This is a genomic window from Mycobacteriales bacterium, assembly GCA_035995165.1.
Lineage (GTDB): Bacteria > Actinomycetota > Actinomycetes > Mycobacteriales > CADCTP01 > CADCTP01.
The window spans coordinates 41,932-68,659 of sequence record DASYKU010000044.1 but is presented as its reverse complement, the minus strand read 5'-3'; the positions used below and the strand labels follow the sequence as shown (position 1 = coordinate 68,659).

General features: G+C 73.7%; 18 protein-coding genes. 9 read left to right on the top strand and 9 right to left on the bottom strand.

What is annotated here, in order from left to right:
- The first annotated feature begins 173 nt into the window (after nt 1-173).
- Nucleotides 174-617 (top strand): VOC family protein, encoded by a 444-nt coding sequence (locus tag VGP36_07140; GenBank protein ID HEV7654497.1) that lies wholly within the window; start codon nt 174-176, stop codon nt 615-617.
- Here VGP36_07140 and VGP36_07135 read toward each other — a convergent pair.
- The 6 genes from VGP36_07135 to VGP36_07110 form a co-directional block, all read right to left on the bottom strand.
- The gene (locus VGP36_07135) at nt 610-1,212 is read right to left on the bottom strand and encodes an LUD domain-containing protein (GenBank protein ID HEV7654496.1); all 603 of its coding nucleotides are present in this window, start codon (nt 1,210-1,212) and stop codon (nt 610-612) included. The two genes, VGP36_07140 and VGP36_07135, sit on opposite strands and share 8 nt — an antisense overlap.
- Nucleotides 1,209-2,702 carry a lactate utilization protein B gene (locus VGP36_07130; protein HEV7654495.1) on the bottom strand — a complete coding sequence of 498 codons (1,494 nt, stop codon included), beginning with the start codon at nt 2,700-2,702 and terminating at the stop codon, nt 1,209-1,211. The genes VGP36_07135 and VGP36_07130 overlap by 4 nt, the downstream gene beginning before the upstream one ends.
- On the bottom strand, nt 2,699-3,436 hold the full coding sequence (locus VGP36_07125) for a (Fe-S)-binding protein (GenBank protein ID HEV7654494.1): 738 nt from the start codon (nt 3,434-3,436) through the stop codon (nt 2,699-2,701). Before VGP36_07125 ends, VGP36_07130 begins: the two co-directional genes overlap by 4 nt.
- 19 nt (nt 3,437-3,455) lie before the next feature.
- Complete coding sequence (locus VGP36_07120) at nt 3,456-4,283, bottom strand: cytochrome b/b6 domain-containing protein (protein ID HEV7654493.1); 828 nt, start codon at nt 4,281-4,283, stop codon at nt 3,456-3,458.
- Complete coding sequence (locus VGP36_07115; protein ID HEV7654492.1) at nt 4,267-4,980, bottom strand: molybdopterin-dependent oxidoreductase; 714 nt, start codon at nt 4,978-4,980, stop codon at nt 4,267-4,269. The genes VGP36_07120 and VGP36_07115 overlap by 17 nt, the downstream gene beginning before the upstream one ends.
- A 91-nt stretch (nt 4,981-5,071) precedes the next feature.
- Nucleotides 5,072-6,358, bottom strand: a complete 1,287-nt coding sequence (locus VGP36_07110; GenBank protein ID HEV7654491.1) for an alkaline phosphatase — start codon at nt 6,356-6,358, stop codon at nt 5,072-5,074.
- Between the two features lie 105 nt (nt 6,359-6,463).
- Here VGP36_07110 and VGP36_07105 point away from each other — a divergent pair, with 105 nt between their 5' ends.
- From VGP36_07105 to VGP36_07090, 4 genes are all read left to right on the top strand, one after another.
- Nucleotides 6,464-7,681, top strand: a complete 1,218-nt coding sequence (locus tag VGP36_07105) for a hypothetical protein (protein ID HEV7654490.1) — start codon at nt 6,464-6,466, stop codon at nt 7,679-7,681.
- Nucleotides 7,682-7,817: 136 nt separating this feature from the next.
- The gene (locus tag VGP36_07100) at nt 7,818-8,660 is read left to right on the top strand and encodes a hypothetical protein (GenBank protein HEV7654489.1); all 843 of its coding nucleotides are present in this window, start codon (nt 7,818-7,820) and stop codon (nt 8,658-8,660) included.
- A complete protein-coding gene (locus VGP36_07095; protein ID HEV7654488.1) occupies nt 8,657-9,811 on the top strand; it encodes an alpha/beta hydrolase-fold protein in 1,155 nt (384 codons plus the stop codon). The genes VGP36_07100 and VGP36_07095 overlap by 4 nt, the downstream gene beginning before the upstream one ends.
- Before the next feature lie 97 nt (nt 9,812-9,908).
- Complete coding sequence (locus VGP36_07090; protein ID HEV7654487.1) at nt 9,909-12,761, top strand: AAA family ATPase; 2,853 nt, start codon at nt 9,909-9,911, stop codon at nt 12,759-12,761.
- A 189-nt stretch (nt 12,762-12,950) separates the two neighbouring features.
- Here VGP36_07090 and VGP36_07085 read toward each other — a convergent pair whose 3' ends face one another.
- The 3 genes from VGP36_07085 to VGP36_07075 form a co-directional block, all read right to left on the bottom strand.
- On the bottom strand, nt 12,951-13,964 hold the full coding sequence (locus VGP36_07085) for a YihY/virulence factor BrkB family protein (protein ID HEV7654486.1): 1,014 nt from the start codon (nt 13,962-13,964) through the stop codon (nt 12,951-12,953).
- A 7-nt stretch (nt 13,965-13,971) separates the two neighbouring features.
- Nucleotides 13,972-14,883: a PAC2 family protein gene (locus VGP36_07080; protein ID HEV7654485.1), complete on the bottom strand. Its 912-nt coding sequence runs from the start codon at nt 14,881-14,883 to the stop codon at nt 13,972-13,974.
- 204 nt (nt 14,884-15,087) lie between these two features.
- Entirely contained in the window at nt 15,088-17,283 is a 2,196-nt protein-coding gene (locus VGP36_07075) for an AAA family ATPase (protein ID HEV7654484.1), read from the bottom strand.
- 279 nt (nt 17,284-17,562) lie between these two features.
- On the opposite strand from VGP36_07075, the gene VGP36_07070 reads away from it, so the two are divergent.
- The 4 genes from VGP36_07070 (at nt 17,563) to VGP36_07055 (ending at nt 26,701) form a co-directional block, all read left to right on the top strand.
- Complete coding sequence (locus VGP36_07070; GenBank protein ID HEV7654483.1) at nt 17,563-19,647, top strand: discoidin domain-containing protein; 2,085 nt, start codon at nt 17,563-17,565, stop codon at nt 19,645-19,647.
- Entirely contained in the window at nt 19,644-22,520 is a 2,877-nt protein-coding gene (locus tag VGP36_07065; GenBank protein HEV7654482.1) for a glycoside hydrolase family 3 C-terminal domain-containing protein, read from the top strand. The genes VGP36_07070 and VGP36_07065 overlap by 4 nt, the downstream gene beginning before the upstream one ends.
- Before the next feature lie 102 nt (nt 22,521-22,622).
- Nucleotides 22,623-25,229, top strand: a complete 2,607-nt coding sequence (locus VGP36_07060) for a discoidin domain-containing protein (GenBank protein ID HEV7654481.1) — start codon at nt 22,623-22,625, stop codon at nt 25,227-25,229.
- Between the two features lie 104 nt (nt 25,230-25,333).
- Nucleotides 25,334-26,701 (top strand): DUF1996 domain-containing protein, encoded by a 1,368-nt coding sequence (locus VGP36_07055; GenBank protein HEV7654480.1) that lies wholly within the window; start codon nt 25,334-25,336, stop codon nt 26,699-26,701.
- Nucleotides 26,702-26,728 lie beyond the last annotated feature (27 nt).

The following is a 26,728-nucleotide window of genomic DNA, read 5'->3' as shown; positions in this document are numbered from 1 at the left end:
CCGGTTCGCGACGACCAGCACGACCGCCACCAGCACGCCCACGACGAGGACGGCGACCAGCCCCAGCAGCAGCCGGCGCCGTACGGGTGGGAGGGCGGACAGCACCCACCCATCCTGCGGGCCACCCGGTACGCCCGGCGTGAACTGTCGGACCCGGCCGTTACGGTCCGGCCATGGCACTGGACTTCCAGCTCGTGATCGACTGCGCCGACCCGCACGGGCTCGCCGACTGGTGGGCCGACGCCCTCGGCTGGGACGTAGAGCCTCAGGACGAGGCGTTCATCCGCAAGATGCTCGACGAGGGGCACGCGGCCGAGGACGACACGACCACCCACCACGGCCGGCTGGTGTGGAAGACCGGCGCGGCGATCAACCATCCCGGCGGGCCGGACAGCGGCCGACCACGGATCCTGTTCCAGCTCGTCCCGGAGTCGAAGACGGTCAAGAACCGGGTCCACATCGACCTCCGGCCGCCCCAGCCGGACGCCGAGGGCCAGATCGCCGACCTGGTCGCCAAGGGCGCGACGCTGCTCGGCCGCGGGTCCGAAGGCCCGATGACGAAGTGGGCCGTGCTCACCGACCCGGAGGGCAACGAGTTCTGCGTGCCGACTAGCTGACCAGCACCACCTCGAGGGTGCGAGGGCCGTGTACGCCCTCGACCCGCTTCAGCTCGATGTCGCTGGTCGCGGACGGGCCGCTGATCCAGGTCAGCGGGCGGTCCGGGTCGAGCCGGGCGACCGCCTCCGGCACGGTCTGGACGACCTGGTCGGCGCGCACCACGCACAGGTGGTAGTCGGGGACCAGGGTGATCACCCGGCGGCCCTGGTCGGCCGCGGCGTCCAGGACGATCGTGCCGGTCTCGGCGACGGCGACCGCGCAGGCGGTGACGACGCCGTCGAGGCGGTCGATGTCGGTCGCGGCGAGGCCGTCGTCGACGACCGCGCCGGGCAGGTCCCAGGGCAGGCCGGGCGGGACCACGATCCGGGCGGCGCCGCGGTCGGTGAGGGCGGCGACGAGCGTGCCGAGGAGGTCCGCCGGCGCGCAGCGGCGGACCGCGGCCTTGTAGTCGACCAGCCGGTCGGCGAACAGGTCTAGACGCGCGCCCTCGTCCAGGTCGCCGCCCCGCCGGTACGCACGCGGGATCTCCGGAACGGTCGGACGGTCCCCGAGCGCCAGCCGGATCCGCGCCAGCACCTCGTCCCGCGCACTCACGCCGCCCCCGCTCCGTCTCCGCCCGCCGCGGGTGGCGGGGTGGCGGGAGGGGGGCTCCCGTGGGTGCGCGTCCACCAGTCGCGGAAGCCCTCCGCCGGGGGGACCGGGAGGTCGCGGCTGGCGGTCCAACCGGACAGCGGCGGCGGCAACGACCGGATCCGTCCCCGCCGACCGCCGAGCAGCCGGCCCGCCCGGGAGGCCGACCGCGTGGCCGCCCACCGCCGCGGCGACCCCATCGCGTACGCGGCGGCCCGCATGACCGCGCGTTCCGGCGCCGGGTGCGGCACCTGCGCGCGCAGGTGCACGAGCATGGTCGGGATGTCGATCGCCACCGGGCAGACGTCGTAGCAGGCCCCGCACAGCGACGACGCGTACGGCAGCGTCGCGTTCAGCTCCGGCCCGGTCAGCTGCGGCGACAGCACCGCCCCGATCGGCCCCGGGTACACCGACCCGTACGCGTGGCCGCCGGTGCGCTCGTACACCGGGCAGACGTTGAGGCAAGCCGAGCACCGGATGCAGCGCAACGCGGACCGCCCGGACGGATCCCCGAGCACCGCCGTCCGCCCGTTGTCCAGCAGCACGAGGTGGAAGTCCTGCCCCTCCACCGCCCCCGACCACATCGACGTGTACGGGTTCATCCGCTCGCCCGTCGACGACCGCGGCAGCAGTTGCAGGAACACCTCCAGGTCCTGCCAGGTCGGCACCAGCTTCTCGATCCCCATCACGGTGATCAGCGTCGGCGGCAGCGTGAGGCACATCCGCCCGTTGCCCTCGGACTCGACCACCGACAGCGTCCCGGTGGCCGCGACCGCGAAGTTGGCCCCGGAGATCGCGACGCGCGCGGACAGGAACTTCTGCCGCAGGTGCCGCCGGGCGGCCTCGGCCAGCGCGGGCGGCGAGTCGGTGAGGTCGGCCGGCGCCGGCAGCCCGACCGCGCCCATCTCGCGCAGGAAGATCTCCCGGATCTCGGCCCGGTTGCGGTGAATCGCCGGCACCAGGATGTGCGAGGGCTTGTCGTGGCCGAGCTGGACGATCAGCTCGGCCAGGTCGGTCTCCCAGGCCGCGATGCCGGCGGCCTCCAGCGCTTCGTTGAGCCCGATCTCCTGGGTGGCCATCGACTTGACCTTGACCACCTCGTCGGCCCCGGTGGCGCGCACCAGCTCGGTCACGATCCGGTTCGCTTCGGCGGAGTCGCGGGCCCAGTGCACCGTCCCGCCCCGCGCGGTGACCGCAGCCTCCAGCTGGAGCAAGAGCGAATCGAGGTTCGCCAGCGTGTGGTCCTTGATCGCCGCGCCCGCGGCCCGCAGCGATTCCCAGTCCGGGACCTCGCCGACCACCCGGGCGCGCTTGGCCCGGATCGTCGCGGTCGCGTCGCCGAGGTTGCGCCGCAGCTGCGGGTCCGCGACCGCGGCCCGCGCGGCCTCCGGGAACGGCCGCCCGCGCAGCTGCGACGTGTCCACCGCCCGCGGCAGGCCCAGGAACGTGCTCACGCGACCCCCTCCCGGGACGCCAGGATCTCGGCCAGGTGCACCGTACGCACGCCGGTGCGCAGCCGGGACAGCCCGCCGCCGATGTGCAGCAGGCAGGACGAGTCGCCGGCCGCGCAGACCTCCGCCCGGGTGTCCAGCACCGCGCGCATCTTGTCCGCCAGCATCGCGGTCGAGGTGTCCGCGTTCTTCACCGCGAACGTGCCGCCGAACCCGCAGCACTCCTCCGCCCCCGGCAGCTCGACCAGGTCCAGGCCGCGGACCGCACGCAGCAGCCGCAGCGGCCGGTCGCCGACCCGCAGCAGCCGCAGCGAGTGGCAGGTCGGGTGGTACGTGACGCGGTGCGGGTAGGACGCGCCCACGTCGGTCAGCCCGAGCACGTCCACCAGCAGCTCGCTCAGCTCGTACGTCCTCGCCGCGACCGCCGCCGCCCGCGCGGCCAGCTCCGCGTCGCCGGCGGCCCGGGCGAGCGCGGCGTGCTGGTGCCGAACCGAGCCCACGCACGACCCGGACGGCGCGACCACCACCTCGTACGGCTCGAACGTCTCGACGTGCCGGCGGACCAGCGGCAACGCCTCGGCCGGGTAGCCGGTGTTGACGTGCATCTGCCCGCAGCAGGTCTGGCCGGGTGGGAACACCACCTCGTGGCCGAGCCGCTCCAGGACCTCCACGGTGGCCCGCCCGGCCGCGGGCACCACGGCATCGACCAGACAGGTCAGGAACAGCGCGATCCGCACGTGCTCATCTCAGCACGGATCAGTCGACCGGATCGGTCGCGTCCGCCGATGTCCGGTGTTCCTGCACGGTGTCCGGGGCCGCCTCCGGGTCGTACTCGCGCTCGTCGGAGTCGGCGAGGATGGCCGCGGCCTGCGCCTCGGGGTCGTCGCTGCCGGCCGCCCGCTCCTCGGGCAAGAGGTCGTCCGCGCGGTGCCGTATCCGTTCCTGGTCCGGATCCATGGCCCCGGCATTCCCGCTCGGCCCGGCGAGCAACCCCTCGGCCCAGGCCGGGTGCTCGTGCAGCGCCCAGCCGACCGGGACCCGGCCGGTACGCATGCCGCGGCGGGCGTCCTCGTCCCGGGTGGCGAAGTAGAGGTGGCCGACGACGAGCAGCAGCACCGCGAACGCGGTCCAGTCGTGCACGAACGTCGCGCCGATGCGCAGGTCCAGCGGCCAGCGCTTGCCGAAGTAGAGCACCACGCCGGTGCCGAGCAGGACCAGCCCGCCGCCGGTCGACAGCGACGCGTTGAGCTTCTGGCCGGCGTTGAACTTCCCGACCGGCAGCCCGGCCCCGCGGCGGTCGCGCCGGCGCAGCCACTCCCGGTCGACCCGGGTCATGCGGTTGAGCAGCCGGTAGTCGGTGCGGGTGGCGCGGGTGAACCAGCCCAGCAGCGCCGGCACCGGCAGCGCCAGCCCGGACCAGACGTGGACGTCGACGACCAGGCCGTGCCGGCCGACCAGCTCGGCGATCGGCTCCAGGTAGAGCACGGCCGCGGTGGCCAGGCAGGTGATCCCGAGCACCGCGGTGGCCCGGTGCACCAGTCGCGACGACGGCGCGAACCGTTCCAGGTCAGGACGTCGGGTCATCGCTGCGCCCGTTGGAGCGGCCGACCCAGCCGTCGACCTCGTACCCGCGGTGTTCCCAGTAGCCGGGCTCGACGTCCGCGGTCAGCTCGATGCGGTCGAGCCACTTGAGCGACTTGTAGCCGTACATGGGCAGGACGGCGAGCCGGACCGGGCCGCCGTGCGCGCTGCTGATCGGCTTGCCCTGCAGGCCGGTCGCGACCAGCACGTCGCGGCGGCGGGCCTGGTCCAGGGTGAGGCTCTCGCTGTACGACCCGTCGTACGAGACGAACCGGACGGCGGTGGCGGCGGGGCGCGGGCGGGCCGCGGCGAGCAGGTCCGGCAGCGCGACGCCGGACCAGGTCACCGACGGCACCCGCCAGCCGGTGACGCACTGGAAGTCGCGGACCAGCGAGGTCTGCGGGAGGCGGGCCAGCTCGGGCATCGTCCAGGTCCGCGGGGCGGCGACCAGGCCGCCGATGCCGATGCGGACCTCGGCGGCGGTGCGGCGCGGGATCGAGCCGGTCACCGAGTAGAACCGGAAGCCGGCGCCGGCGGGGATGAGCTGGGTCAGGCCGGTCGGGTCGCGGGGGCCGACGACGCCGAGTACGGCCTGTTCGGCGTCGGACAACCGGCGCCCGAACGCGAGCGCCAGCGCCCCGAGACCCAACGCCCCGAGCACGACCCGCCGCCCCACGGGCACACCGTCGTCCGAGCTCACGTGTCCATCCTGCGCCTTCGCCGGTGCAGGACGGACAGCCGCCTCCCCGGGGGCACGGATGGCCGCTCCCCCGGGGAGGCAGACGGACGGGTCAGCGACCGCGCATGGCGGACAGGACGGCGTCGTGGACGGCGGTGTTCTGCTGGGAGCGGGCGAGGCGCTCGGCGCCCGGTCCCTCGGCGGTCAACGGCGTCGCGGCGCCGGTGTGCTGGCCGCTGGTCCAGTCGACGGTGAACTGCAGGTCCGTACCGGCGACGGTGAACGGCCCGTCCTCGGCCGACGCCGCGTCGCCGGACTCGTCAGCCGGGTCGACGTTCTCGATCGCGAGCCCGCCGGTCTCGTGGTCACCCTCGACCAGGATCAGCGTCCCCGGGTGCCGCGCCGCGAACGCCTTGGCCACCGCGACGGTCCGGTCCAGCGCCTGCCCGGCGGCGAGCACCAGGTGGGCGTTGTTCGAGTGCGCCATCTCGTCGATGCCCTCCTCCTCCAGGAAGAGGAAGAACCCGTCCCGGTCCTTCGACAGCACGTCCAGCGCCTTGGTCGCCATCTCCGGCAGCGGCACGACCGGCGCGTACGCGGCGCCCTCGCCCTCGTTCGCGGCCGTGAACATCTCCTCGTTGGCGAACAGGCCCAGGAGCCTCGCCGACCGGCTGGCCCGCAGCTGGGCCCGGGTGCTCACGTAGTCGTAGCCCAGCGCCTCGGCCCGCCGGACCAGGTTGCCCTCGGTGCCGCTGCTCTGCTCCTCCTCGTCGTCCGGGTACGCGCCGGGCGTGCCGGGCGGGAACCACCGGTCCTCGCCGCCGCCGAGGATGACGTCCGGCCGGCTGCCGACCAGGAACTGCCGGGCGATCTCGCTCTGGTCGTCCCGGTCGGGGACATGCGCGCCGAACGCGGCCGGCGACGCGTCCGTCACCTGTGCGGTCGTGACCAGGCCGGTCGATCTGCCCATGGCCCGGGCCCGCTCCAGCAGCGTCGGCACCGACCGCCCGGCCGGGTCGACCCCGACCGCGCCGTTGACGGTCTTGACCCCGCTGGCGAACGCGGTCGCCGCGGCGGCCGAGTCGGTGACGGCCTGCTCCGGGTCGGCCGGGTCGGTGTGCGTCCACCCCGAGTAGCGCAGCGAGTCCATCGCGAGCTCACCGTGCCGGCCCTTGGTCGCGAGCCGGATGAACTCGCGGTGCGCGATCCCCATCCCGTCGCCCTGGATGAAGATCACGTTCCGGGCCCGGTCCGCGGAACCGGTCAGGGCGGCCGGGGCGGCCGGTGACGCCGGTCCCGCGACCGCACCACCGACTCCGGCCAGCGCGGCGACCACCGCGGCGACCAGGGCGAGGCCCTGGACGCGGCGACCGGGACGGGATGCGAGCGACCGGACCATGGGGCCTCCCGGAGGTAAACGTTCAGCATTGAACAGCCCTCGTTCTACCCTTCGGCACGGAACCATGTCGAGACGGCCGCGGTGGTGGGGATCTAGGGTCGGGTCATGAACGTGGTCTTCGTGGAGCCGTCGTTCCCCCCGACCCAGCGGCACTTCACCCGGGCCCTGGCCGGGACCGGGGCGTACGTGATCGGGATCGGGGAACGGCCCGCCGACTGGCTCGACGACGAGCTGCGCGGCTGGCTGAGCGAGTACCACCAGATCGACAACGTCACCGACGTCGGCCATCTGACCGACTTCGTCCGCTGGGTGCAGACCCGGCTGTGGGTCGACCGGCTGGAGACCACGATCGAGGCCCACACGCTGCCGGTGGCGCACGTCCGGGAGGCCTGCTCCATCCCCGGGACGAGCTCGCGGACGGCGTGGTTGTGCCGGGACAAGCCGTCGATGAAGCAGGCCCTGCGGGAGGTCGGCGTCCCGACCGCGGCCTCCACCGCCGCCGCCCACGTCGAGGAGGTGTACGCGTTCGCCGACTCGGTCGGCTTCCCGCTGATCCTCAAGCCCCGCACCGGCGCCGGCGCGCTGGACACCGTCCGGGTCGACACCCGCGACGAGCTGGCCGGCGCGCTGGGCGGCATGGGTGCGGCCGACTCGATCGCGGTCGAGGAGTTCGTCGAGGGCCACGAGGGCTTCTACGACACGCTCTCCGTGGACGGCGACCCGAAGCTCGACTTCGTCTCGCACTACTTCCCGAACGTGCTGGAGGCGATGCGGACCCGCTGGATCTCGCCCCAGTTCGTGGCGACCAACCGGATCGACACCGAGGCCGACTACCGGCAGCTGCGCGAGCTCGGCCGGGACGTCAACGAGGCGCTCGGCATCGGCACCACCGCGACCCACATGGAGTGGTTCTTCGGCCCGAAGGGGCTGCGGTTCTCCGAGATCGGCTGCCGGCCGCCGGGCGTCGGCGCCTGGGACCTCTACTCCGCCGGCAACGAGATCGACCTGTACGGAGCCTGGGCCGACGCGATCGTGCACGGGCACGTCGGCCCGGCCCCGACCCGGGCGTACGCGGCCGGGATCGTCGCGCTCCGCCCGGACGCCGACGGCGCGATCACCTGGATCGAGGGCATCGACGAGGTGCAGGGCCGGTTCGGCGACTGGGTGCTGGACGCGCACCTGCCCGCGCCGGGGACGCCGACCCAGCCGGTCGAGGCCGGCTACATGGCCAACGCGTACGTCCGGATGCGGCACCCGGACTACGACGTGCTGCGGGGCATGCTCGACGACGTCGGCCGGTCCGTACACGTGCACGCGGGATGAGCGAGCCCGAGCGCCCGCAGGGCGAGCGGGGAGCGACGAGGGCTGTGCCGGCCGAGGAACGAGGCCGGGTCCGGCCGAGGAACGGGGGGATGAGCGAGCCCGAGCGCCCGCAGGGCGAGCGGGGGATGAGCGGGGGATGACCGTCACGGTCCTGGGGCCGCAGCGGCGGCCCACGGTCCAGCCGGTGCCGCCGGGCACCGTCGCCGCCACGGTCACCGCGGGCTGGCGCGAGCGCGAGGCCGACGACGCCGAGCTGGACGGCCTGCTCGGGGGGAGCACGGTCAACCTCCGGCTGCACACCCGCTGGCTGACCGTGCTGGACGCCGACCCCGAGCTGGCCGACGCCGAGCTGAACCACCGGGCCGTGCTGGAGGAGCTGCAGGACCTCTACGCGCTGCAGGTGGGCAACGCCGAGCAGGCCGCGGTCGCGATCCGGCGCAGCAGCACCCGGCCCCGCACCCGGGCCGCCGCGCTGGCCGACTCCGAGGAGGCGCTGCGGCTGCTGGACGCCCGGCACCTGGCCCGGGTGACCGAGGTCCGGGCCGACTTCGAGGCGGCCTGGCGCCCGGGTGAGCGGGACGCGGTGGCCCAGCAGCGGGCCCAGGTCGCCGCGGTGCTGGAGGACACCAGCCTGCTGGTGGTCACGGGCGGGCACGTCGGCGTGCTGCTGCACGTGCTGGGCCTGTTCGCGGTGACGCCGCCGGCCGACGTGGTGGCCTGGTCGGCCGGGGCGATGGCGCTGACCGATCGGGTGGTGCTGTTCACCGACGGCCGGGCCGAGGCGTACGCGCCCGGGCTCGGTGTCGTGAACGACACCGTGCTGCTGCCGCACGCGCGCCGCCGGCTGCCGATGGATGACCCGGCCCGGCTGGGCGCGCTGGCCCGGCGGTTCGCGCCGGCCCGCTGCGTGGTGCTGGACGACGGGGTCCGGGGCCTGGACCGGGGGCGGGTCGTCGGCGCCGACGGCCGGGTCGCGTGACCGGCTCGACCCGGCGGCTGGCGATCAACCGCCTCAAGGAGCGCGGGCCGCTGGACGGGGACACGGTCGAGCGGTTCCTGGCCCGCCAGCAGGTGCCGATCGTCGAGGGCCTGCGATGCACGTTCCTGTTCCGCGGTGAGGCCGACGAGGTCTGGGTGACGCACCGGGTGCTCGGGCTGCCGGACCGGCTGCCGCTGCGCCGGCTGCGCGGGACGGACCTCTGGTCCGTGGTGATGGAGCTGCCGGAGCGGTCGCGGGTCGAGTACCAGCTCGAGCTGCGCCGCGGCGAGCACTACGAACGGATCAACGACCCGCTGAACCCGCACCGGTCGCACTCGCCGGTCGGCGGTTCCAGCGTCGTCTTCGGCACCGGCTACGAGGGCCCGGAGTGGGCCGAGCACGACCCGGAGACCCGGCCCGGCGAGCTGCTGGAGCTGACCGTGCCGTCCCGGGCGCTGCACCGCGACGCCCGGGTCACGCTCTACCTGCCGGCCCGGTTCCGGCGGACCGCCTCGTACCCGCTGCTGGTGGTGCACGACGGCCCGGACTACCTGCAGTACGCGGCGGCGAAGACCGTGCTGGACAACCTGGTGCACCGCAACGAGGTGGCCGAGCTGGTGGGCGCGTTCCTGCACCCCGGCGACCGGCTGGTCGAGTACGCGGACTCCACCGCGCACGCGCGGTTCGTCACCGACGAGCTGCTGCCGTACCTGGAGCGGCGGTTCCCGCTGAACGCGCAGCCGGCCGGGCGCTGCCTGCTGGGCGCCTCCTTCGGCGCGGTCGCGGCGCTCTCGACGGCCTACCGGCACCCGGACACGTACGGGTCGCTGCTGCTGCAGTCGGGCTCGTTCGTGTTCACCGACATCGGCTCGGACCACGGCGGCGGGCCGGCGTTCGACCCGGTGGTCCGCTTCACCAACCGCTACCGGGCCCGGCCGCGGGCGGTGGCGGACAAGGTCTTCGTCAGCTGCGGCGTCTACGAGCCGCTGATCGTGCCCAACCGCTCGATGGTCCCGGTCTTCACCGACACCGGCATGCGGGTCCGGTACGTCGAGTCCCGCGACGGTCACTCCTGGGAGAACTGGCGCGACCGGCTCCGCGACGGCTTGTCCTACGTCTTTCCGGGACCGCGCAAGTATGTGTACGAGTGACGGAGGGTGCCGAGCACGTTCCCGGACGTTAGGGTGGCCCTCCCTGGGGGCGCATCGGGAGGTCTGCAGTGAGCTCGCCCGTGACCCGACCGCCCTCATGAGCCGGACGGTGCTGCCCTGGCAGGCCGCCGCGGGCCGGCTGGTCGGCCGCAGCGCCGAGCTGAGCGCGCTGCGCGCCCGGGTGGACCGCCTCCGTACGGAGGGCACCGGCGGGCTGGTGGTGGTCTCGGGCGAGCCCGGGGTGGGCAAGTCCCGGCTGGTCCGGGAGGCCGCCGGGCTGGCCGAGCAGGCCGGGGTGACCGTGCTGACCGGGCGCGCGGTGCCGAACGGGGAGCCGTACCGGCCGCTGGTGGAGGCGCTGGGCGCGGCCCTGCGGGAGCGCGGGCTGCCCGACGACGACGCGCTGCGGCCCTATCTCCCGGTGCTGGCGGCGGTGCTGCCGGATGCCGCCGTCGCCGGCGGGCGGACCGACCCGCGCGGTGGCGCCGTTCTCGGCGAGGCGATTCTGCGGCTGCTGGCCGCGCTGGCCGCCGGGCGCTCCGGCCACGGCACCCTGCTGGTGCTGGAGGACCTGCACTGGGTCGACCCGGACACGCTGACCGTGCTGACCTACCTGACCCACGCGGCCGAGTCGGCCCCGCTGCTGCTGGTCGCCACCGCCCGGGAGGAACGCGGGCTGCCGCAGTCGCTGCTGGAGCTGGTCGCCGCGACCCAGGCCACCGAGCTGCCGCTGGGGCGCCTCGATGCCGGCGACGTCCGCGAGGTGGTCGAGGCCTGCCTGTCCGGCCGGCCGCCGGAGGAGGTCGTCGCGTTCGTCCGGGAGAACGCCGACGGCCTGCCGCTGCTGGTCGAGGAGCTGCTCACCGGGCTCGGCTCGGTCGGCGCGCTCAGCCCGGCCGGCCGGCTGGTCGGGCCGCTGACCCCGGCCGTGCCGCGGACGTTCGCGGCCACCGTGCAGCGCCGGGTCGAGCACCTGGACCCGGCCGCGCAGTCGGTCGTCCGGGCCGCCGCGGTGCTCGGCCGCCGGTTCGACTGGTCACTGCTGCCCGAGGTGACCGGGCTGTCCGAGGTCCAGGTGCTGGCCGGGCTGCGGGCCGCGGTCCAGTCCGGGCTGGTCGAGGCGGGCGACGGCGACACGTTCCACTTCCGGCACGCGCTGACCGGGGACGCGGTCCGCGACGACCTGCTGCCGCCGGAGCGCCGCTCGCTGGCGCACGCCGCGGCCGAGATCGTCGAACGCCGCGACCCGGAGGCGTACGACCTGGCGGCGGGTCTGCGGGCGGCGGCGGGTGAGGACGAGCGGGCGGCCGAGCTGTCCGTGGCCGCCGGCCGGGTCGCGGCCCGCCGGGGCGCGCTGCACTCGGCCGACCTGCTGCTGACCCGGGCCGCGAAGCTGGCCGCCACCCCCGGGGTCAAGGCCACGGCCGACCGCGAGCTGCTGTCCGTGCTGGCCAACAAGGGCGACGCCGAGCGGGCGCTGGCGCTGGGCGAGCGGCTGCTCCGGGAGGGCGACACCGGGGTCCGGCTGGTGCTGGCCCAGGTGGCCGCGGACGCCGAGCGCTGGGACGTGGCCGCGGCGTACCTGTCCGCGATCCCGGACGCGGGGCCGGACGGCGACCCGCTGGTCGGCGTGCTCGCGGCCCGGCTGGCGTACGCCCGGGGTGAGCCGGTCCGGGCCCGGCAGATGGCCCAGGCCGGCCTCGGCACCGCCCGCGACCGCAAGCTCTGGTCGGTCGCCTGCCAGGCCCTGCTGGTGATCGGCCGGGTGGCCCGGCTGGACGACGCGGCCGCCGCCCGGGACGCGTTCTCCGCGGCCGAGGCGCTGGCCCGGGAGCAGGACCTGCCGCTGGACCGGGTCTCCGCGCTGCACGAGCTCGGCACAGTCGACCTGCTCGAGAACGGCTCCACCGACCGGCTGGAGCGGGCCCGCGGGCTGGCCGAGGACGCCGGCCTGGTCGGCCTGGCCGCGACCCTGGACCTGCAGATCGCGGCCGGCCTGCTGCACCGGGAGCCGACCCGCGCGCTGACGTACGCGCAGCGGTGCGCGGACGTGGCCCGGCGGTTGCGGACGGACCGGCTCTGGGCCACCGCGGTCTGCTTCCAGGCGATCGCGTACGAGGAGCTCGGCAACGCCGAGGAGGCCGAGAAGTGCTCGGCCCAGTCGCTCACGCTGGCCCCGGACGACCTGGACGTCAACGCGGCCGTCTGGGGCCAGGTCCGGACGCATGCCGCCCTGGTCGCGGACGACCAGGAGCAGCTGCTGAAGGTGCTCGACACCGCGGCCGACTACCTGCGCCGCAGCCTCGCGGTCACCCCGACCCCGACCCGCGGCCTGTGGGCGCTGGTCCGGACGCTGGCCGGCAAGGACGGCGACGCGGCCCGGGCCGAGGCCCAGCCCTCGACCGTGAACTGGGAGAACACCGCGCTGCTGGGGTACGCGGCGGCGGTCGACTGCGGCCGCCGGGGCCGCCGCCGGGAGGCCGACGCCGAGCTGGCCGCGGCCGACCGGGCGATGGCCCGGCTGCCCTGGTGGCAGCACCGGATCCGGCTGCTGGTCGCCGACGCCGCGCTCACCGACGGCTGGGGCGATCCGATCGGCTGGGCCCGGGAGGCCCTGCCGGTCTTCGCCGGGCGGGGCGAGAGCCGGCTGGCCAGCCGCTGCCGCGAGGTGCTGCGCAAGGCCGGCGCCCCGGTGCCGCGGCCGGGGCGGGGCGACACCCCGGTGCCGGCGGCGCTGCGCGCGGTCGGGGTGACCAGCCGCGAGGTCGACGTGCTCGCGCTGATGGGCGACGGGCTGACGAACACCGCGATCGCGCAGCGGCTGGTGCTCTCCCCGCGCACCATCGAGACGCACGTGGCGAACCTGGTCGCGAAGACCGGCGTGCCCAACCGCGCCGGTCTGGTCGCGCTGGCCCGGGCCCGCATTAAGTCCGGGAGCCAAACCGGTTAAGTAGGCACAGTGGGACCGAAGCGGGATCCTCGTTGACCAGGCAGTCTTGCGGCCGGGAGCGACGCCCGCCGCGGTTCGGCACGGCTCGCCGGAAGTGGGACTGCTGAGGGAAACGGGGGGCCCGGGAGGACGACCCGGACGCCCTCCGACGTGGCCCCGCCACGCCGGCCCGCGAGCCTCGGGGGAAGCTCAGTGCGGGCGTCGCCTTCCCGGATCGTCCTCGGGCGGGTCCTGGTCGAAGCCCACCTCGACCGTCTCGAACCCCTTGTGCCGCTCGGTCTCCGCGTACGACGCGTACGCCTTCCGGTCGCCGTGGGTCAGCCGCACGTCGTCGGTGAACGGCGTGAGCAGGCTGCGCGGCCAGAGCCGCCCGTCCCGGACCGCGTTCACCTCGGCGCCGAGCACGACCGCGAACGCGGACAGGTAGAGCCAGACCAGCAACCCCAGCACGATGCCGAACAGCCCGTACGTCGCGGTGCTGCCGCGCAGCGTGTGCCCGAAGTAGTAGGTGCCGAAGATCTGCAGCACCTGCCAGATCACCGCGGCGAAGATCGCGCCCGGCAGCACCCGGCGGGTGCCGGCCGAGGCGGCGGTGAGCAGCCGGAACGCGAACACCAGCAGGGCCACGTTGACCACCACCGCGGCCAGCCCGAGCAGCGCACGCAGCCCGCTGTCGAGGTCGGAGTCGCCGACCCGGCCGGCCACTGCCGACAGCGCCGACAGGCCGGTGGACACGACCAGCCCGATGCCGAGCACGACCAGCATCGACAGGCTGCGGACCCGGGCCATGACCGGGTTCGGCCGGGAGTTGCGCGGCACCGCCCAGACCTTGTTGAACGCGTTCTGCGCCGCCTGCACGACGCCGAGGCTGCCGTACAGGCCGCCGAGCGCGCCGATGACGACGGCCAGCGTGTTGCCGCGCAGCGACTGGACGTTGTCCGCGATCTGGGTGCCGATCACCGGCAGCCGGCTGACCGCCGAGTCCACGACCCGGTCCTGCAGGGCCTGGTCGTTGTGCAGCGCGAAGCCGAGGATCGACAGCAGCAGGAGCAGCAGCGGGAACAGCGAGAGGAACGCGTAGTACGTGATCATCGCGGTCAGGTAGTTGCCCTGGTCGTCGAAGAACTTGTAGATGACGGCGAGCGGGTACCCGACGGCCGGGTGGCGCTGCTGGAAGCGGTCGACCCGCGCGGACAGGTCCACCGGATGGCTACTGCTGGTCCGGACGATCCGTCTGCTCGGCCAGGAACCGCTCCAGTTCGGCCCCGAGCTCGTCCGCGGTGGGCAGCGGGCCGGCGTCGGAGGCGAGCAGGTTCTCCCCGCGCCCCGACACGTACGCGTCGTACTGCTCCTCCAGTGCCCGGACCACGCTCGCCACCTCCTCCGACCGCTCGACCTGCCCGTCCACGTCGGCCCGGACCGCGTCGGCGGCGGCCTTGAGCGAGTCGCCGACCAGGGACAGCCCGGTCGCCTTCGACACCGCCTCCAGCATCGTCTGCGCGGCCGCCGGATAGTCGGTCTGGGCGAGGTAGTGCGGCACGTGCACGGAGAAGCCCATCGAGTCCCGGCCGGCCTCGCCCAGGCGGTATTCCAGGAGGTGCACGGCGCTGCCCGGCACCTGCACCCGCTGCAGCCAGGGCTGGTAGTCGTTGATCAGCTCGCGCCGGCTGGCGTGCGCGGTCACCCCGAGCGGGCGGGTGTGCGGCACCGCCATCGGGATCGAGTTGAAGCCGACGCTGGCGCTGACGTCCAGGCGCTGGCACAACAGCTCGACCGCGGCCACGAACCGCTCCCACTGCACGTCCGGCTCCGGGCCGTCGAGCATGAGGAACCGGGTGCCGGTGGTGTCGGTGAGCGCCTGGACCCGGATCTCCGGGGTCTCGTAGCCCTCCCAGTGGTCCTCGACGAACATCATCGGAGGCCGCCGGGCGCGGTAGTCGTAGAGCTGGTCGACGTCGAAGCTGGCCACGTCGACCGGGTCGCCGGTCTCGCGCAGGTGCTCGGCGGCGAGCTTGGTCGCCCCGGCCGCGTCCACGAACCCGGTCATCGCCACGACGAGGACCGGGCGGTCCAGTTCGGGCAGCTCGGGGGCCAGCTCGTACAGCCCGCTCGGCTCAAGCACCGCTGCCCACTTCGTCCATGGCTCCTAGGGTACGGGCTGTGCTGGCGGATGACGGGCGGGAGCTGTGGACGCCGGTCTCCGGGACCGGAGCACCGCTGGGGCGCGCAGCTCGCCCTGGCGTACGACTTCCTGGCGGCCGCCCCTCCCGACGTCGCCCGGGTCACCCTGCCCGGCGTCGGCCACCTCCCCTGGCTCGAAGTCCCGTCAGCGAGCCCCGCCCCCCTGCGGGGCTTCCTCGAAGCCGGGCGGTAGCGGGGTCGCGTGCAGGACGTGCAGGCGCTGGGTGGGGCGGGTGATGGCGACGTAGAGGTCGTGTACGCCGCGCGGCGAGTCGGAGACGATCGCGGCCGGCTCCAGCAGCAGTACGCCGTCGAACTCCAGGCCCTTGGCCTGCTCGACGGTGAGCACCGAGACCCGGTCCGCGTCCGGGCCGCCGATCCCGACCGCGGCCGCGACCGGCTCCAGCAGCGCCCGCGGGCAGAGCACGCCCAGCGTGCCCGGGCCGATCAGGTCGAGCTCCTCCTTCACCGCCGGCGCGACCGCGGCGAGCACGTCCGGCACCGCGGTCAGCACCGGCGCCCACTCGGTCGTGCGGGCCGAGGTCGGCTCGGTGACGGGCACCCCGCCGGCCCGCAGCACCCGGACGGCCAGCGCCATCAGCTGGGCCGGCGTCCGGTAGTTCACGGTCAGCGTCTCGATCGTGGCCCGGTCCCCCACGTACGGGCGGAGCGTGGCCGACCAGGACGACACCCCGCCGAGCGCGCCGGTCTGGGCCAGGTCGCCGACGATCGTCATGGACCGGGTCGGGCAGCGCCGCATGAGCAGCCGCCAGGCCATCGGCGCCAGCTCCTGGGCCTCGTCCACGACCACGTGCCCGTACGTCCACTCCCGGTCGGTCTCGGCGTGCTCGGCCACCGACCGCCGGACGGTCTCGTCGGACCAGCGCGCGGCCAGCTGCTCCGCGCTCATCATCCCGGCCGCGCCGGAGTCCTCCAGCGTCCGCCGGGCGACGTCCAGGTCCGACTCCGACGGGCTGCCGCCCGCGCCGGCCTCCTCGGCGTCGCCGAGCAGCTCGGCCGCCTCGTCCAGCAGCGGTACGTCCCCGGGCGTCCAGTCCGCGGCCCGGTCCCGCCGCAGCAGGGCACGCTCCTGAGTGGACAGTGACCGGCCGGCCGACTCCAGCCGCCAGGGCTGGGCGTAGAGGTCGCGCAGCAGCCGTTCCGGGCTGATCGGGGGCCAGCAGCCGTTGAGCTCGCGCCGGACGTCCCTGGACTCGCGCAGGTCGGCGATCCGGGCCGCCCGCTCCTCCTGGTCCAGGTCGCGGCTGCCACCGAGCTGACCGGCGAGCTGGCCCAGCAGCTGCTTGACGAAGATCACCCGGGCCTGGTTGTGCGGCTTGCCCGAGCGGCGGGCCCGGTCCAGCGCGGCCCGGACGTCGTGCGGCCGCAGCATGATCCGGCTGCCGTCGACGGTCAGCGACACCGGCTCGCTGATCGCCTGCTGCCGGTCCCGTACGGCCCGGGACAGCACGGTCACCATCCGCAGGTCGCCCTTGACCGCGGCCACGGCCGGGCCCTCCGACCCGGTCGCGTCCACGCCCGGGTAGAGCCGTCCCGGCGTGGCGAGCACGGTCGCGTCGGCCTCGCCCAGCGCCGGCAGCACCGCGTCGATGTAGCGCAGGAACCGCTCGTTCGGCCCGACCACGAGCACGCCGGCCGAGGCGACCCGGTCCCGGTACGTGTAGAGCAGGTACGCCGTGCGGTGCAGCGCGACCGCGGTCTTGCCGGTCCCGGGTGCGCCCTGCACGACCAGCACCCCGTTGACCGGCGCCCGGATGACCCGGTCCTGCTCGGCCTGGATGGTGCCGACGATGTCGCGCATCTTGCCGGTGCGGGCGGCGTCCAGCGCGACCATCAGCGCGCCCTCGCCGGCTACGGCGGGGCCGTCCCGGTCGACGTCGTACGCCTCCAGGTCCAGCACCTCGTCCTCGATGCTGGTGACCTGCCGGGCCTTGCTGCCGAGCTGGCGGCGCCGGACCACGCCGGCCGGGGAGACCGCGGTGGCCCGGTAGAACGGCTCGGCCGCGGGCGCGCGCCAGTCCAGCAACAGCTGGCGGTGCTCCTCGTCGGACAGCCCGATCCGGCCGACGTACCGGCGCTCGCCGCCGAGCAGGTCCAGCCGCCCGAAGCAGAGCCGCTCCTCGACCGCGCGCAGCTGGGACAGCCGGCTCGCGTGCAGCGCGATGAACGCGTCCCGCTCGCTGCGCGCGCCCGGGGTGCCGACGGTCGGCGCCATCCGGACAGCCGCCAGCGCCCGTTCGCTGCGGACGCGCAGCTCGTCCAGTCGTGTGTAGAGAAGATCGAGGTGTTGCTGTTCGGCCTTGCGTTCGGTGTCGACCACCGCGCCTCCTGAAACCCGGCCGTCCATTCTGCCCTGACGCCGCCTGACCCAGGAGCGTTCCCCCGTAAGGCCGTACGAGTCGGACATTCGGACTAGCCGGAACGGGTCACTCGACGCCTGTCGACGTCTTGACGACCGCCGTGAAGCCTGCGTTAAATCATGCCTTGAAATAAGCACTGAGAATTGCGGCCGTACGGCGGCGGCGGCAGACCTTTCGCATCCGGAAGGCGGAGTCGCATGGTTCTCCGAGTCGTTCCGCGCGGGCGGATTCCCCGCGCCGTGCTCCTGCTCCTGGTCCTGGCGGCGGCCGTGCTCGGCCTGCCCGCGCTGACCCCGGCCGCGGGCGCCGTCGACCCGCTGCTCTCGCAGGGGAGACCGGCCACGGCGTCCTCCACCGAGAACGCGGCCTTCCCCGCGAGCGCCGCGGTGGACGGCAACACCGGCACGCGCTGGTCCTCGGCCGCGGCCGACCCCCAGTGGCTCCAGGTGGATCTCGGCGCGACCGCGACGATCAGCCAGGTCTCGCTGACCTGGGAGGCCGCGTTCGCACGCGCGTTCCAGCTCCAGACCAGCGCGGACGCGGTCGGCTGGACCACCGTCTTCTCGACCACCACCGGCACCGGCGGCAGCCAGACCCTCCCGGTCACCGGCACCGGCCGGTACGTCCGGGTGCTCGGCACCGCCCGCGCGACCCAGTTCGGCTACTCGCTCTTCGAGTTCCAGGTGTTCGGGACGATGGGGACGGCCGGCAGCTGCGGCACCGCCGACGCCGCGCTGAACCGGCCCGCGACCGCCTCCAGCACCGAGAACGCCGGCACGCCCGCGAGCGCCGCGGTCGACGGCAACGGCACCACCCGCTGGTCCTCGGCCTTCGCCGACCCGCAGTGGCTGCAGGTGGATCTGGGCGCGTCCGCCACGGTCTGCCAGGTCGTGCTGCAGTGGGAGGCGGCGTTCGCCCGCGGCTTCCAGATCCAGACCGCGACCGCCCCGGGCGGCCCGTTCACCACGATCTTCTCGACCACCACCGGCACCGGCGGCACCCAGACCCTGCCCGTGACCGGCACCGGCCGGTATGTCCGGATGAACGGGACCGCCCGCGCCACCGCCTTCGGCTACTCGCTGTTCGAGTTCCAGGTCCGGACCACCGGCGGCACCACGACCCCGCCGCCGACCGGCACCGAGATCCCGCTGTCCTTCGGCAAGCCGGCCACCGCGTCCTCCGCGCAGAACGACGGCCAGTGCTCGAACTGCCTGCCGGCCAAGGCGATGGACTTCGACCCGGCCTCGCGCTGGGCCACCTCGGCCTGGACCGACCCGGGCTGGATCGCCGTCGACCTCGGCGCCACCGCGCACGTGACCAAGGTCGTCCTGCAGTGGGACCCGGCGTTCGCCACCGCGTACCAGATCCAGGTCTCGCCGGACGGGGTGAACTGGACGCCGATCTTCTCGACCACGACGGGCCGCGGGTTCAAGGAGACGCTGACCGTCGACGGCACCGGCCGGTTCGTCCGGATGTTCGGCACCGCCCGGGCCACCACCTTCGGCTACTCGCTCTGGGAGTTCCAGGTCTACGGCACCGGCGGCAGCCCGGTCGCGCCGCCCGCGCCGCCGCCGAACGTGAGCCTCCCGGCCACCCGGATGGTCTTCGACGACGAGTTCAACGACGCCGCCGGGGTCACCCCGTCGACCGCCCGCTGGACCGCGGAGACCGGCAGCGGCCAGAACAACGAGCTCGAGTTCTACACGCCGAACCGCAACGCCAGCACCGACGGCACCGGCAACCTCGTCATCGAGGCCCGGCGGGAGACCACGGCCGGCTCCGCCTGCCCCGGCGGTCCGTGCCAGTACACCTCCGGCCGGATCAACACCGCCGGGAAGTTCAGCTTCACGTACGGGCACGTGGAGGCGCGGATCAAGGTGTCCGGGACGCAGGGCCTCTGGCCGGCGTTCTGGATGCTGGGGGCGAACTTCCCCACCGTCGGCTGGCCCGCCTCGGGTGAGATCGACGTGATGGAGCACGTCGGCCGGCTGCCGAACCAGGTGTTCTCGACGCTGCACGCGCCGGCCTACAACGGCGGCAACGGCGACGGCCAGCCGTTCACCGGGACCGGCGACTTCGCCGCCGCGTTCCACACGTACGGGATGGACTGGGACGCCGCGCACATGACGTTCCTCGTCGACGGCAACCCGTTCTTCACGCTGACCAAGGCCCAGGTCGAGGCGACCCGCGGGCCCTGGGTCTACGACCACCCGTTCTTCGTGATCCTCAACAACGCCGTCGGCGGCGACTTCCCGGGCAACCCGGACGCCACCACGGTCATGCCGCAGCGGATGCTCGTCGACTACGTGCGGGTGTTCCAGTGAGGGCCGCGCTGGCGGCCGTCGCCGCCCTCCTGCTCCTGCCGGCGGCTCCCGCCCACGCCGACGTGCGCCCCTGGGCCGACGCGGCGCTGGCACCGGTGGACCGGGCCAACGCGCTGCTGGCCCAGATGACGCTGGACGAGAAGATCGCCGAGCTGCACGGCGGCGGCAACTGCGGCTACGTCGGCTGCGTGCCCGCCAACACCCGGCTCGGCATCCCGCCGATCCACCTGCAGGACGGCCCGGTCGGCGTCGGCGACGGCCTGACCGGGGTCACCCAGCTGCCGGCGCCGGTGGCCGGCGCGGCCACGTTCGACGTCGACGCGATGCGCCAGTACGGCGCGGTGCTGGGCTCCGAGCAGTGGGGCAAGGGCACGAACGTCGTGCTCGCGCCGACCGTGAACATCGTGCGCGATCCCCGCTGGGGCCGGGCGTTCGAGTCCTTCGGCGAGGACCCGTACCTGGCCGGGCAGGTCGGCGCGGCCGACATCACCGGCATCCAGGGCCAGGGCCCGCTGGCCCAGGTGAAGCACTACGCGGTCTACAACCAGGAGACCAGCCGCAACTCCCCGGCCGACAACGCGATCGTCTCGGCCCGGGCCGAGCGGGAGATCTACCTGCCCGCGTTCGAGACCGCGATCACGTCCGGGCAGGCGGCCTCGGCGATGTGCTCGTACTCGGCGATCAACGGGCCGTTCGCCTGCGAGAACGGGCCGCTGCTGAACGGGATCCTCAAGGGCGACCTGGCCTTCCCGGGCTTCGTCACCGCCGACTGGGGCGCCACCCACTCCACCGTCGCGTCCGCGAACAACGGGCTGGACATGGAGATGCCCGGCGCCGACTTCTTCGGCGCCGCACTGAAGACCGCCGTACAGAACGGCTCCGTCGCCCAGTCCACAGTGGACGACAAGGTGCGCCGGATCCTCACCCAGATGTTCCGGCTGGGCCTGTTCGACCGGGCCCAGACCGGGACCACCGGCGCGGTCGTGACCACGGCCGCGCACCAGGCCACCGCGCAGCAGATCGCCGAGCAGGGCTCGGTGCTGCTGAAGAACGCCGGCCCGGTGCTGCCGGTCGCCCCGGCCGTGCACTCGATCGCGGTCGTCGGGCCCGGTGCCGGTCCGGACGCGATGCCGCAGGGCGGCGGCAGCGCCGCGGTCAACGCCTCCCGGCTGGTCACCCCGGTGCAGGGCCTCACCGCCCGCGCCCCGGCCGGCGTCACCGTCCGGTACGCCCAGGGCGCCCCGTCCGCGAGCGGTGCGCTGCCCGCCTTCACCGGCGCCTTCACGACCCAGTTCTTCAACAACACCACGCTGACCGGAGCGCCGGTGGCGACCCGGACCGACTCGAGCATCGACTTCATGTTCGGCGGCGCCTCCCCGCAGCCGGGCGTCACCGCGACCAACTGGTCGGCCAAGTGGACCGGGACGCTGCGGGCGCCGACCACCGGGACGTACCAGTTCTCGCTGACCAGCGACGACGGTAGCCGGCTGTTCGTGAACAACACCCAGGTCATCAACAACTTCTTCAACCAGGGCAGCACGACCCGGACCGGCAGCATCGCGCTGACCGCCGGCCAGACCGTGCCGATCGAGATCGACTACTTCCAGGCCGGCGGGGCCAGCAACGTGACCTTCGGCTGGCAGCCGCCCGGCCAGACCCTGCACGACCAGGCCGTCAGCACGGCGGCGACCAGCGACCTGGCCGTCGTGGTGGTCAACAACTTCGAGTCCGAGGGCTCGGACCTGGCGAACATCTCCCTGTCGGCGGCGCAGAACCAGCTCGTCGCCGACGTGGCCGCGGCCAACCCCAACACGGTGGTCGTGGTCAACAGCGGCTCCGCGGTCGCGATGCCCTGGGCCGCCGCGGTCCGCGGCATCGTCGAGGCCTGGTACCCGGGCCAGGAGTACGGCACGGCGCTGGCCCGGTTGCTGTTCGGCGACGTGAACTTCTCCGGCCGGCTGCCGGTCACGTTCCCGCAGTCGCTGGCCGACGTGCCGGCCGCCACCGCGGCCCAGTTCCCGGGCACGGCCGGCACCGTGCAGTACTCGGAGGGCATCGACGTCGGCTACCGCTGGTACGACGCGACCGCGCGGACCCCGCTGTTCCCGTTCGGCTTCGGGTTGTCGTACACGTCCTTCGGCTACGCGAACCTGACCGTGTCCGCGCCGGACGCGAGCGGGATCGTGACGGTCGGCTTCGACGTGACCAACACCGGGCCCCGGACCGGCACCGAGACCCCGCAGGTGTACGTCGGGCAGCCCGCCAGCACCGGTGAGCCGCCGAAGAACCTGCGCGGCTTCACCAAGGTGACGCTCGCGCCGGGCCTGTCCCAGCACGTGACGATCCCGCTGGACGCGCGCAGCTTCCAGTTCTGGAACAACGGCTGGACCACCGCGGCCGGGGTGAACCAGGTCTTCGTCGGCGCCTCCTCCCGGGACGTCCGGCTGACCGGCTCGGTCACGATCGGCGGCGGCACCAGCCAGCCGCTCCCCCGTACGGGCTGGACGGCGACGTCCACGCCCAGCTCCGGCGACGTCCCGGCGAACCTGTTCGACGGCAACGCGGCCACCCGGTGGAGCACCGGCACACCGATGGCGAACGGGCAGACGCTGACCGTCGACATGGCCGCGCCGCGGAGCATCAGCCGGATCGTGATGGACTCCGCGGGCTCGGCGAGCGACTTCGCCCGCGGCTACCAGGTGTTCACGTCCACCGACGGCGTGAACTTCGGCACCCCGGTCGCGACCGGGACCGGCACCGCCGCGGTGGTGACGGTGAGCTTCCCGGCCCGCACGGCCCGGTACGTGCGGATCGTGCAGACCGGGAGCTCGACGTTCTGGTGGTCGATCGCGGAACTGACGGCGTTCTCCTGACCACCGTCCACAGTGACCGTCCACAGTGACCGGTCCGGCCGCGGACCGCCGCCGCGGTCGGACCCCCAATCCTGTCGGTGTCCCTCCCACCCAAGGAGAGCCATGTCCACCCTCCGTACGAGCGCCCGCGGCCCTGGCCGGCTGCGGTCGTTGCTGGCCGCGGGCATCGCGGCCGTCACCGTCGCGGCGACCGCCGCCGTCGTCCTGCTGCCGGGCTCGGCCTCGGCCGCCGACCCGCTGATCTCGCAGGGCAAGCCGGCCACCGCGTCGAGCACCGAGAACGCCGCCGCGAACCCGGCGTCGGCCGCCGTCGACGGCAACCTCGGCACCCGCTGGTCCTCGCAGTTCACCGATCCGCAGTGGATCCAGGTCGACCTCGGCGCGACCGCCACCGTCACCCAGGTCACGCTGCAGTGGGAGGCCGCCTTCGGGCGGGCCTTCCAGATCCAGACGGCAGCCGGCGCCACTGGGCCCTTCACCACGATCTTCTCTACCACCACCGGGACCGGCGGCATCCAGACGCTGCCGGTCACCGGCTCCGGCCGCTTCGTCCGGATGAACGGGACCGCCCGCGGCTCCCAGTTCGGCTACTCGCTGTTCGAATTCCAGGTCTTCGGCACGTTCGGCACCACGACGCCGCCGGCCGGCTGCGGCACCACGAACGCGGCGCTGAACCACGCCGCGACGGCGTCCACCACCGAGAACGCCGGGACGCCCGCGAGCGCCGCCTTCGACGGCAACGGCAGCACCCGCTGGTCCTCCGCCTTCGCCGACCCGCAGTTCCTGCAGGTCGACCTGGGCGCGACCGCGACCGTCTGCCGGGTCGTGCTGACCTGGGAGGCCGCGTTCGCCAGCGGGTTCCAGATCCAGGTCGCGCCGGCCGCGACCGGTCCGTTCACCACGATCTTCACCACCACCACCGGGACCGGCGGGACGCAGACGCTGACCGTCAACGGCAGCGGCCGGTTCGTCCGGATGAACGGCACCGCGCGCGGGTCGGCCTTCGGCTACTCGCTGTTCGAGATGGCCGTGTTCACCACCGGCGGCACCACCACCCCTCCCGGCAACCCGCTGCCCGGCGGGGGTGACCTCGGTCCGAACGTGCACATCTTCGACCCGTCGATGACCACCGCGTCCGAGCAGGCCGCGGTCGACGCGGTCTTCGCCGCCCAGGACACCAACCAGTTCGGCACCCGCCGGGACGCGCTGCTGTTCAAGCCCGGCCAGTACAACATCAACGTCAACGTCGGCTACAACACCTCGGTGATGGGCCTCGGCCGCAACCCCGACGACGTCAACATCGGCGGGCTCACCGTGGACGCCAACTCCTCCGGCGGCAACGCGACCCAGAACTTCTGGCGTTCGGCGGAGAACTTCATGGTCCCGGGCTCGGCCCGGTGGGCGGTGTCGCAGGCCGCCCCGATGCGGCGGGTGGACATCCGCGGCGAGCTCAACCTGGCCCCGACCGGCTTCGGCTTCGCCTCCGGCGGCTACATCGCCGACAGCCGGATCACCGGCATGGAGGGCCAGTTCTCCCAGCAGCAGTGGCTGACCCGCGACTCGACCATCGGCGGCGTCACCAACGGCGTCTGGAACCAGGTCTTCGTCGGCACCCAGGGCGCGCCGGCGCAGAGCTTCCCCAACCCGGTCTACACGACGGTCGCGACCACCCCGGTGATCCGGGAGAAGCCGTACCTGTTCATGGACGCGGCCGGCAACTTCCAGGTGCTGGTGCCGAACCTGCGTACCAACACCGCCGGGGCGACCTGGCTGACCGCCGCCACTCCGGGCACGGTCATCCCGCTGACCCAGTTCTACGTGGCCAAGCCGACCGACACGGCCGCCACCATCAACCAGGCGCTGGCCCAGGGCCTGAACCTGCTCTTCACCCCCGGCATCTACAACGTCGACCAGACCATCAACGTGACCCGGGCCAACACGGTCGTGCTCGGCATCGGCTACGCCACCCTGGTCCCGGTCGGCGGCGTCGTCCCGATGTCGGTGTCCGATGTGGACGGTGTCAAGATCGCCGGCCTGCTCTTCGACGCCGGCACCGTCAACTCGCCGGTGCTGCTGCAGGTGGGGCAGAACGGCTCGACCGCGTCCCACGCCGCGAACCCGACGACGGTCCAGGACGTGTTCTTCCGGATCGGCGGCCGGATCGCCGGCAAGGCCACGACCAGCCTGCTGGTCAACTCCAGCAACGTGATCATCGACCACATCTGGGCCTGGCGGGCGGACCACGGCGCCGGCATCGGCTGGACCGTGAACACCGCGGACCAGGGGCTCATCGTCAACGGCCAGAACGTCACGGCGTACGGGCTGTTCGTCGAGCACTACCAGAAGTACGAGGTGACCTGGAACGGCAACGGCGGGCGGACGTACTTCTTCCAGAACGAGCTGCCGTACGACCCGCCGGACAACGCGACCTGGCGGACCGGGGCACTCGGGTACGCCGCCTACAAGGTCGCGGACACCGTGACCAGCCATGAGGCCTGGGGGCTCGGCAGCTACTGCTTCTTCCAGACCAACCCGGCCGTGCACGCCGACCGCGGGTTCGAGACACCGGTGAACGCCGGCGTCCGCTTCCACGACCTGCTCACCGTCTCCCTCGGTGGCGTCGGCGTCATCGACCACGTCATCAACAACACCGGTGCGGCGGCGCAGGGGACGTCGACCATCCCGGTGAACATCGTCAGCTTCCCCTAGATCGTGACGTGCCGCCGGGCGGTCCCCCCACCGCCCGGCGGCGCACCACCCACCCCACAACGGCGTTCCGGCGGGCGCCCACCTTCCGAGGTTGAGGACCCACCATGAGAGTCAGTCGCTTCTGGCGCATCGCCGTCCCCGCCGCGGCCGCGATCATCGTCGCGTCGCTGCTCGGCGGCCCGGCCACGACCGCGTCGGCCGCGGAAGCCCTGCTGTCGCAGGACCATCCGGCGCTGGCGTCGTCCGGGGAGAACGGCGCCAACAGCGCGCCGGCCGCGTTCGACGGCAACGCCGGCACCCGCTGGTCCAGCCAGTTCGCCGACCCGCAGTGGCTGCGGGTCGACCTCGGCCGGTCGTCGGTGATCAGCCGGGTCGTGCTGCAGTGGGAGGCCGCGTACGCGACGGCGTTCCAGCTGCAGACCTCCGAGGACGGCGCGGCCTGGACCACGATCTTCTCCACCACCACCGGCACCGGCGGCACCCAGAGCATCCCGGTCACCGGCACCGGCCGGTACGTCCGGATGTTCGGCACCCACCGCGCCACCGGCTTCGGCTACTCGCTGTTCGAGTTCAAGGTCTTCGGCACCGCGCAGGCCCCGACCGACGGCTTCATCCTGGCCAATCCTCAGGTGACCGGCGTGGTCCCGTCGACGGCGAACCCGCCGCACGCGTTCTTCCACGAGTTCCAGGCCGACTGCGCGGTCAGCCGGGGCAACCTGTCCGACGACCCGATCGTGTTCCCGAACCAGCCCGGGGCCTCGCACCTGCACACGTTCATGGGCAACACCACCACGACGGCCGCGACCACGCTGGCCTCGCTGCAGGCCGGTACGTCCTCCTGCCTGACCCCGGACGACAGGTCCGGCTACTGGATGCCGACGATGCTCAACGGCGACACCCCGGTCATGCCGGCCGGCCCGCAGGTCATCTACTACAAGACCAACCTCATCGACTACACCAGCGTGCGGCCGTTCCCGCTGGGGCTGCGGATGCTGGTCGGCGCGCCGACCAACGGGCCGGACGAGTTCCTCGCGCAGTCGGTCGAGGGCTGGGAGTGCGGCGAGTCCTTCCACAACGCCGACATCCCGGTCAGCTGCCCGGCCGGCACCCAGCTCAACGTCCGGTTCCAGGCCCCGAGCTGCTGGAACGGGCTCTACCTGGACACGCCCGACCACAAGAGCCACCTGGCGTACCCGGTGGACGGGCGCTGCACGGTCGACCACCCGGTCGCGCTGCCGATGATCGAGTTCAAGATGGCGTTCCCGGTCAGCGGCAACCTCTCCGGCGTACGGCTGTCCAGCGGTCGCGGCTACACGTTCCACTACGACTTCTTCAACGCCTGGGACGCGGCCACCCAGGCGGCGCTGGTGAACCACTGCATCGTCGGCGGCCTGCAGTGTGACGCCCGCGGCTTCGACCAGGCGCACCCGGAGCGCGGCGCCGCGCTGGGCCCGAACTACCGCCTGCCGTAAGGGTTCGCGCCCGGCCCCTCAGCGGGG

What these genes read in the sequence shown, in the direction of transcription:
- VGP36_07120 (HEV7654493.1), bottom strand. Translation starts at nt 4,283, where the DNA reads ATGACCCGACGTCCTGACCTGGAACGGTTCGCGCCGTCGTCGCGACTG.
- VGP36_07055 (HEV7654480.1), top strand. Translation starts at nt 25,334, where the DNA reads ATGAGAGTCAGTCGCTTCTGGCGCATCGCCGTCCCCGCCGCGGCCGCG.
- VGP36_07140 (HEV7654497.1), top strand. Translation starts at nt 174, where the DNA reads ATGGCACTGGACTTCCAGCTCGTGATCGACTGCGCCGACCCGCACGGG.
- VGP36_07105 (HEV7654490.1), top strand. Translation starts at nt 6,464, where the DNA reads ATGAACGTGGTCTTCGTGGAGCCGTCGTTCCCCCCGACCCAGCGGCAC.
- VGP36_07100 (HEV7654489.1), top strand. Translation starts at nt 7,818, where the DNA reads ATGACCGTCACGGTCCTGGGGCCGCAGCGGCGGCCCACGGTCCAGCCG.
- VGP36_07060 (HEV7654481.1), top strand. Translation starts at nt 22,623, where the DNA reads ATGTCCACCCTCCGTACGAGCGCCCGCGGCCCTGGCCGGCTGCGGTCG.
- VGP36_07110 (HEV7654491.1), bottom strand. Translation starts at nt 6,358, where the DNA reads ATGGTCCGGTCGCTCGCATCCCGTCCCGGTCGCCGCGTCCAGGGCCTC.
- VGP36_07090 (HEV7654487.1), top strand. Translation starts at nt 9,909, where the DNA reads ATGAGCCGGACGGTGCTGCCCTGGCAGGCCGCCGCGGGCCGGCTGGTC.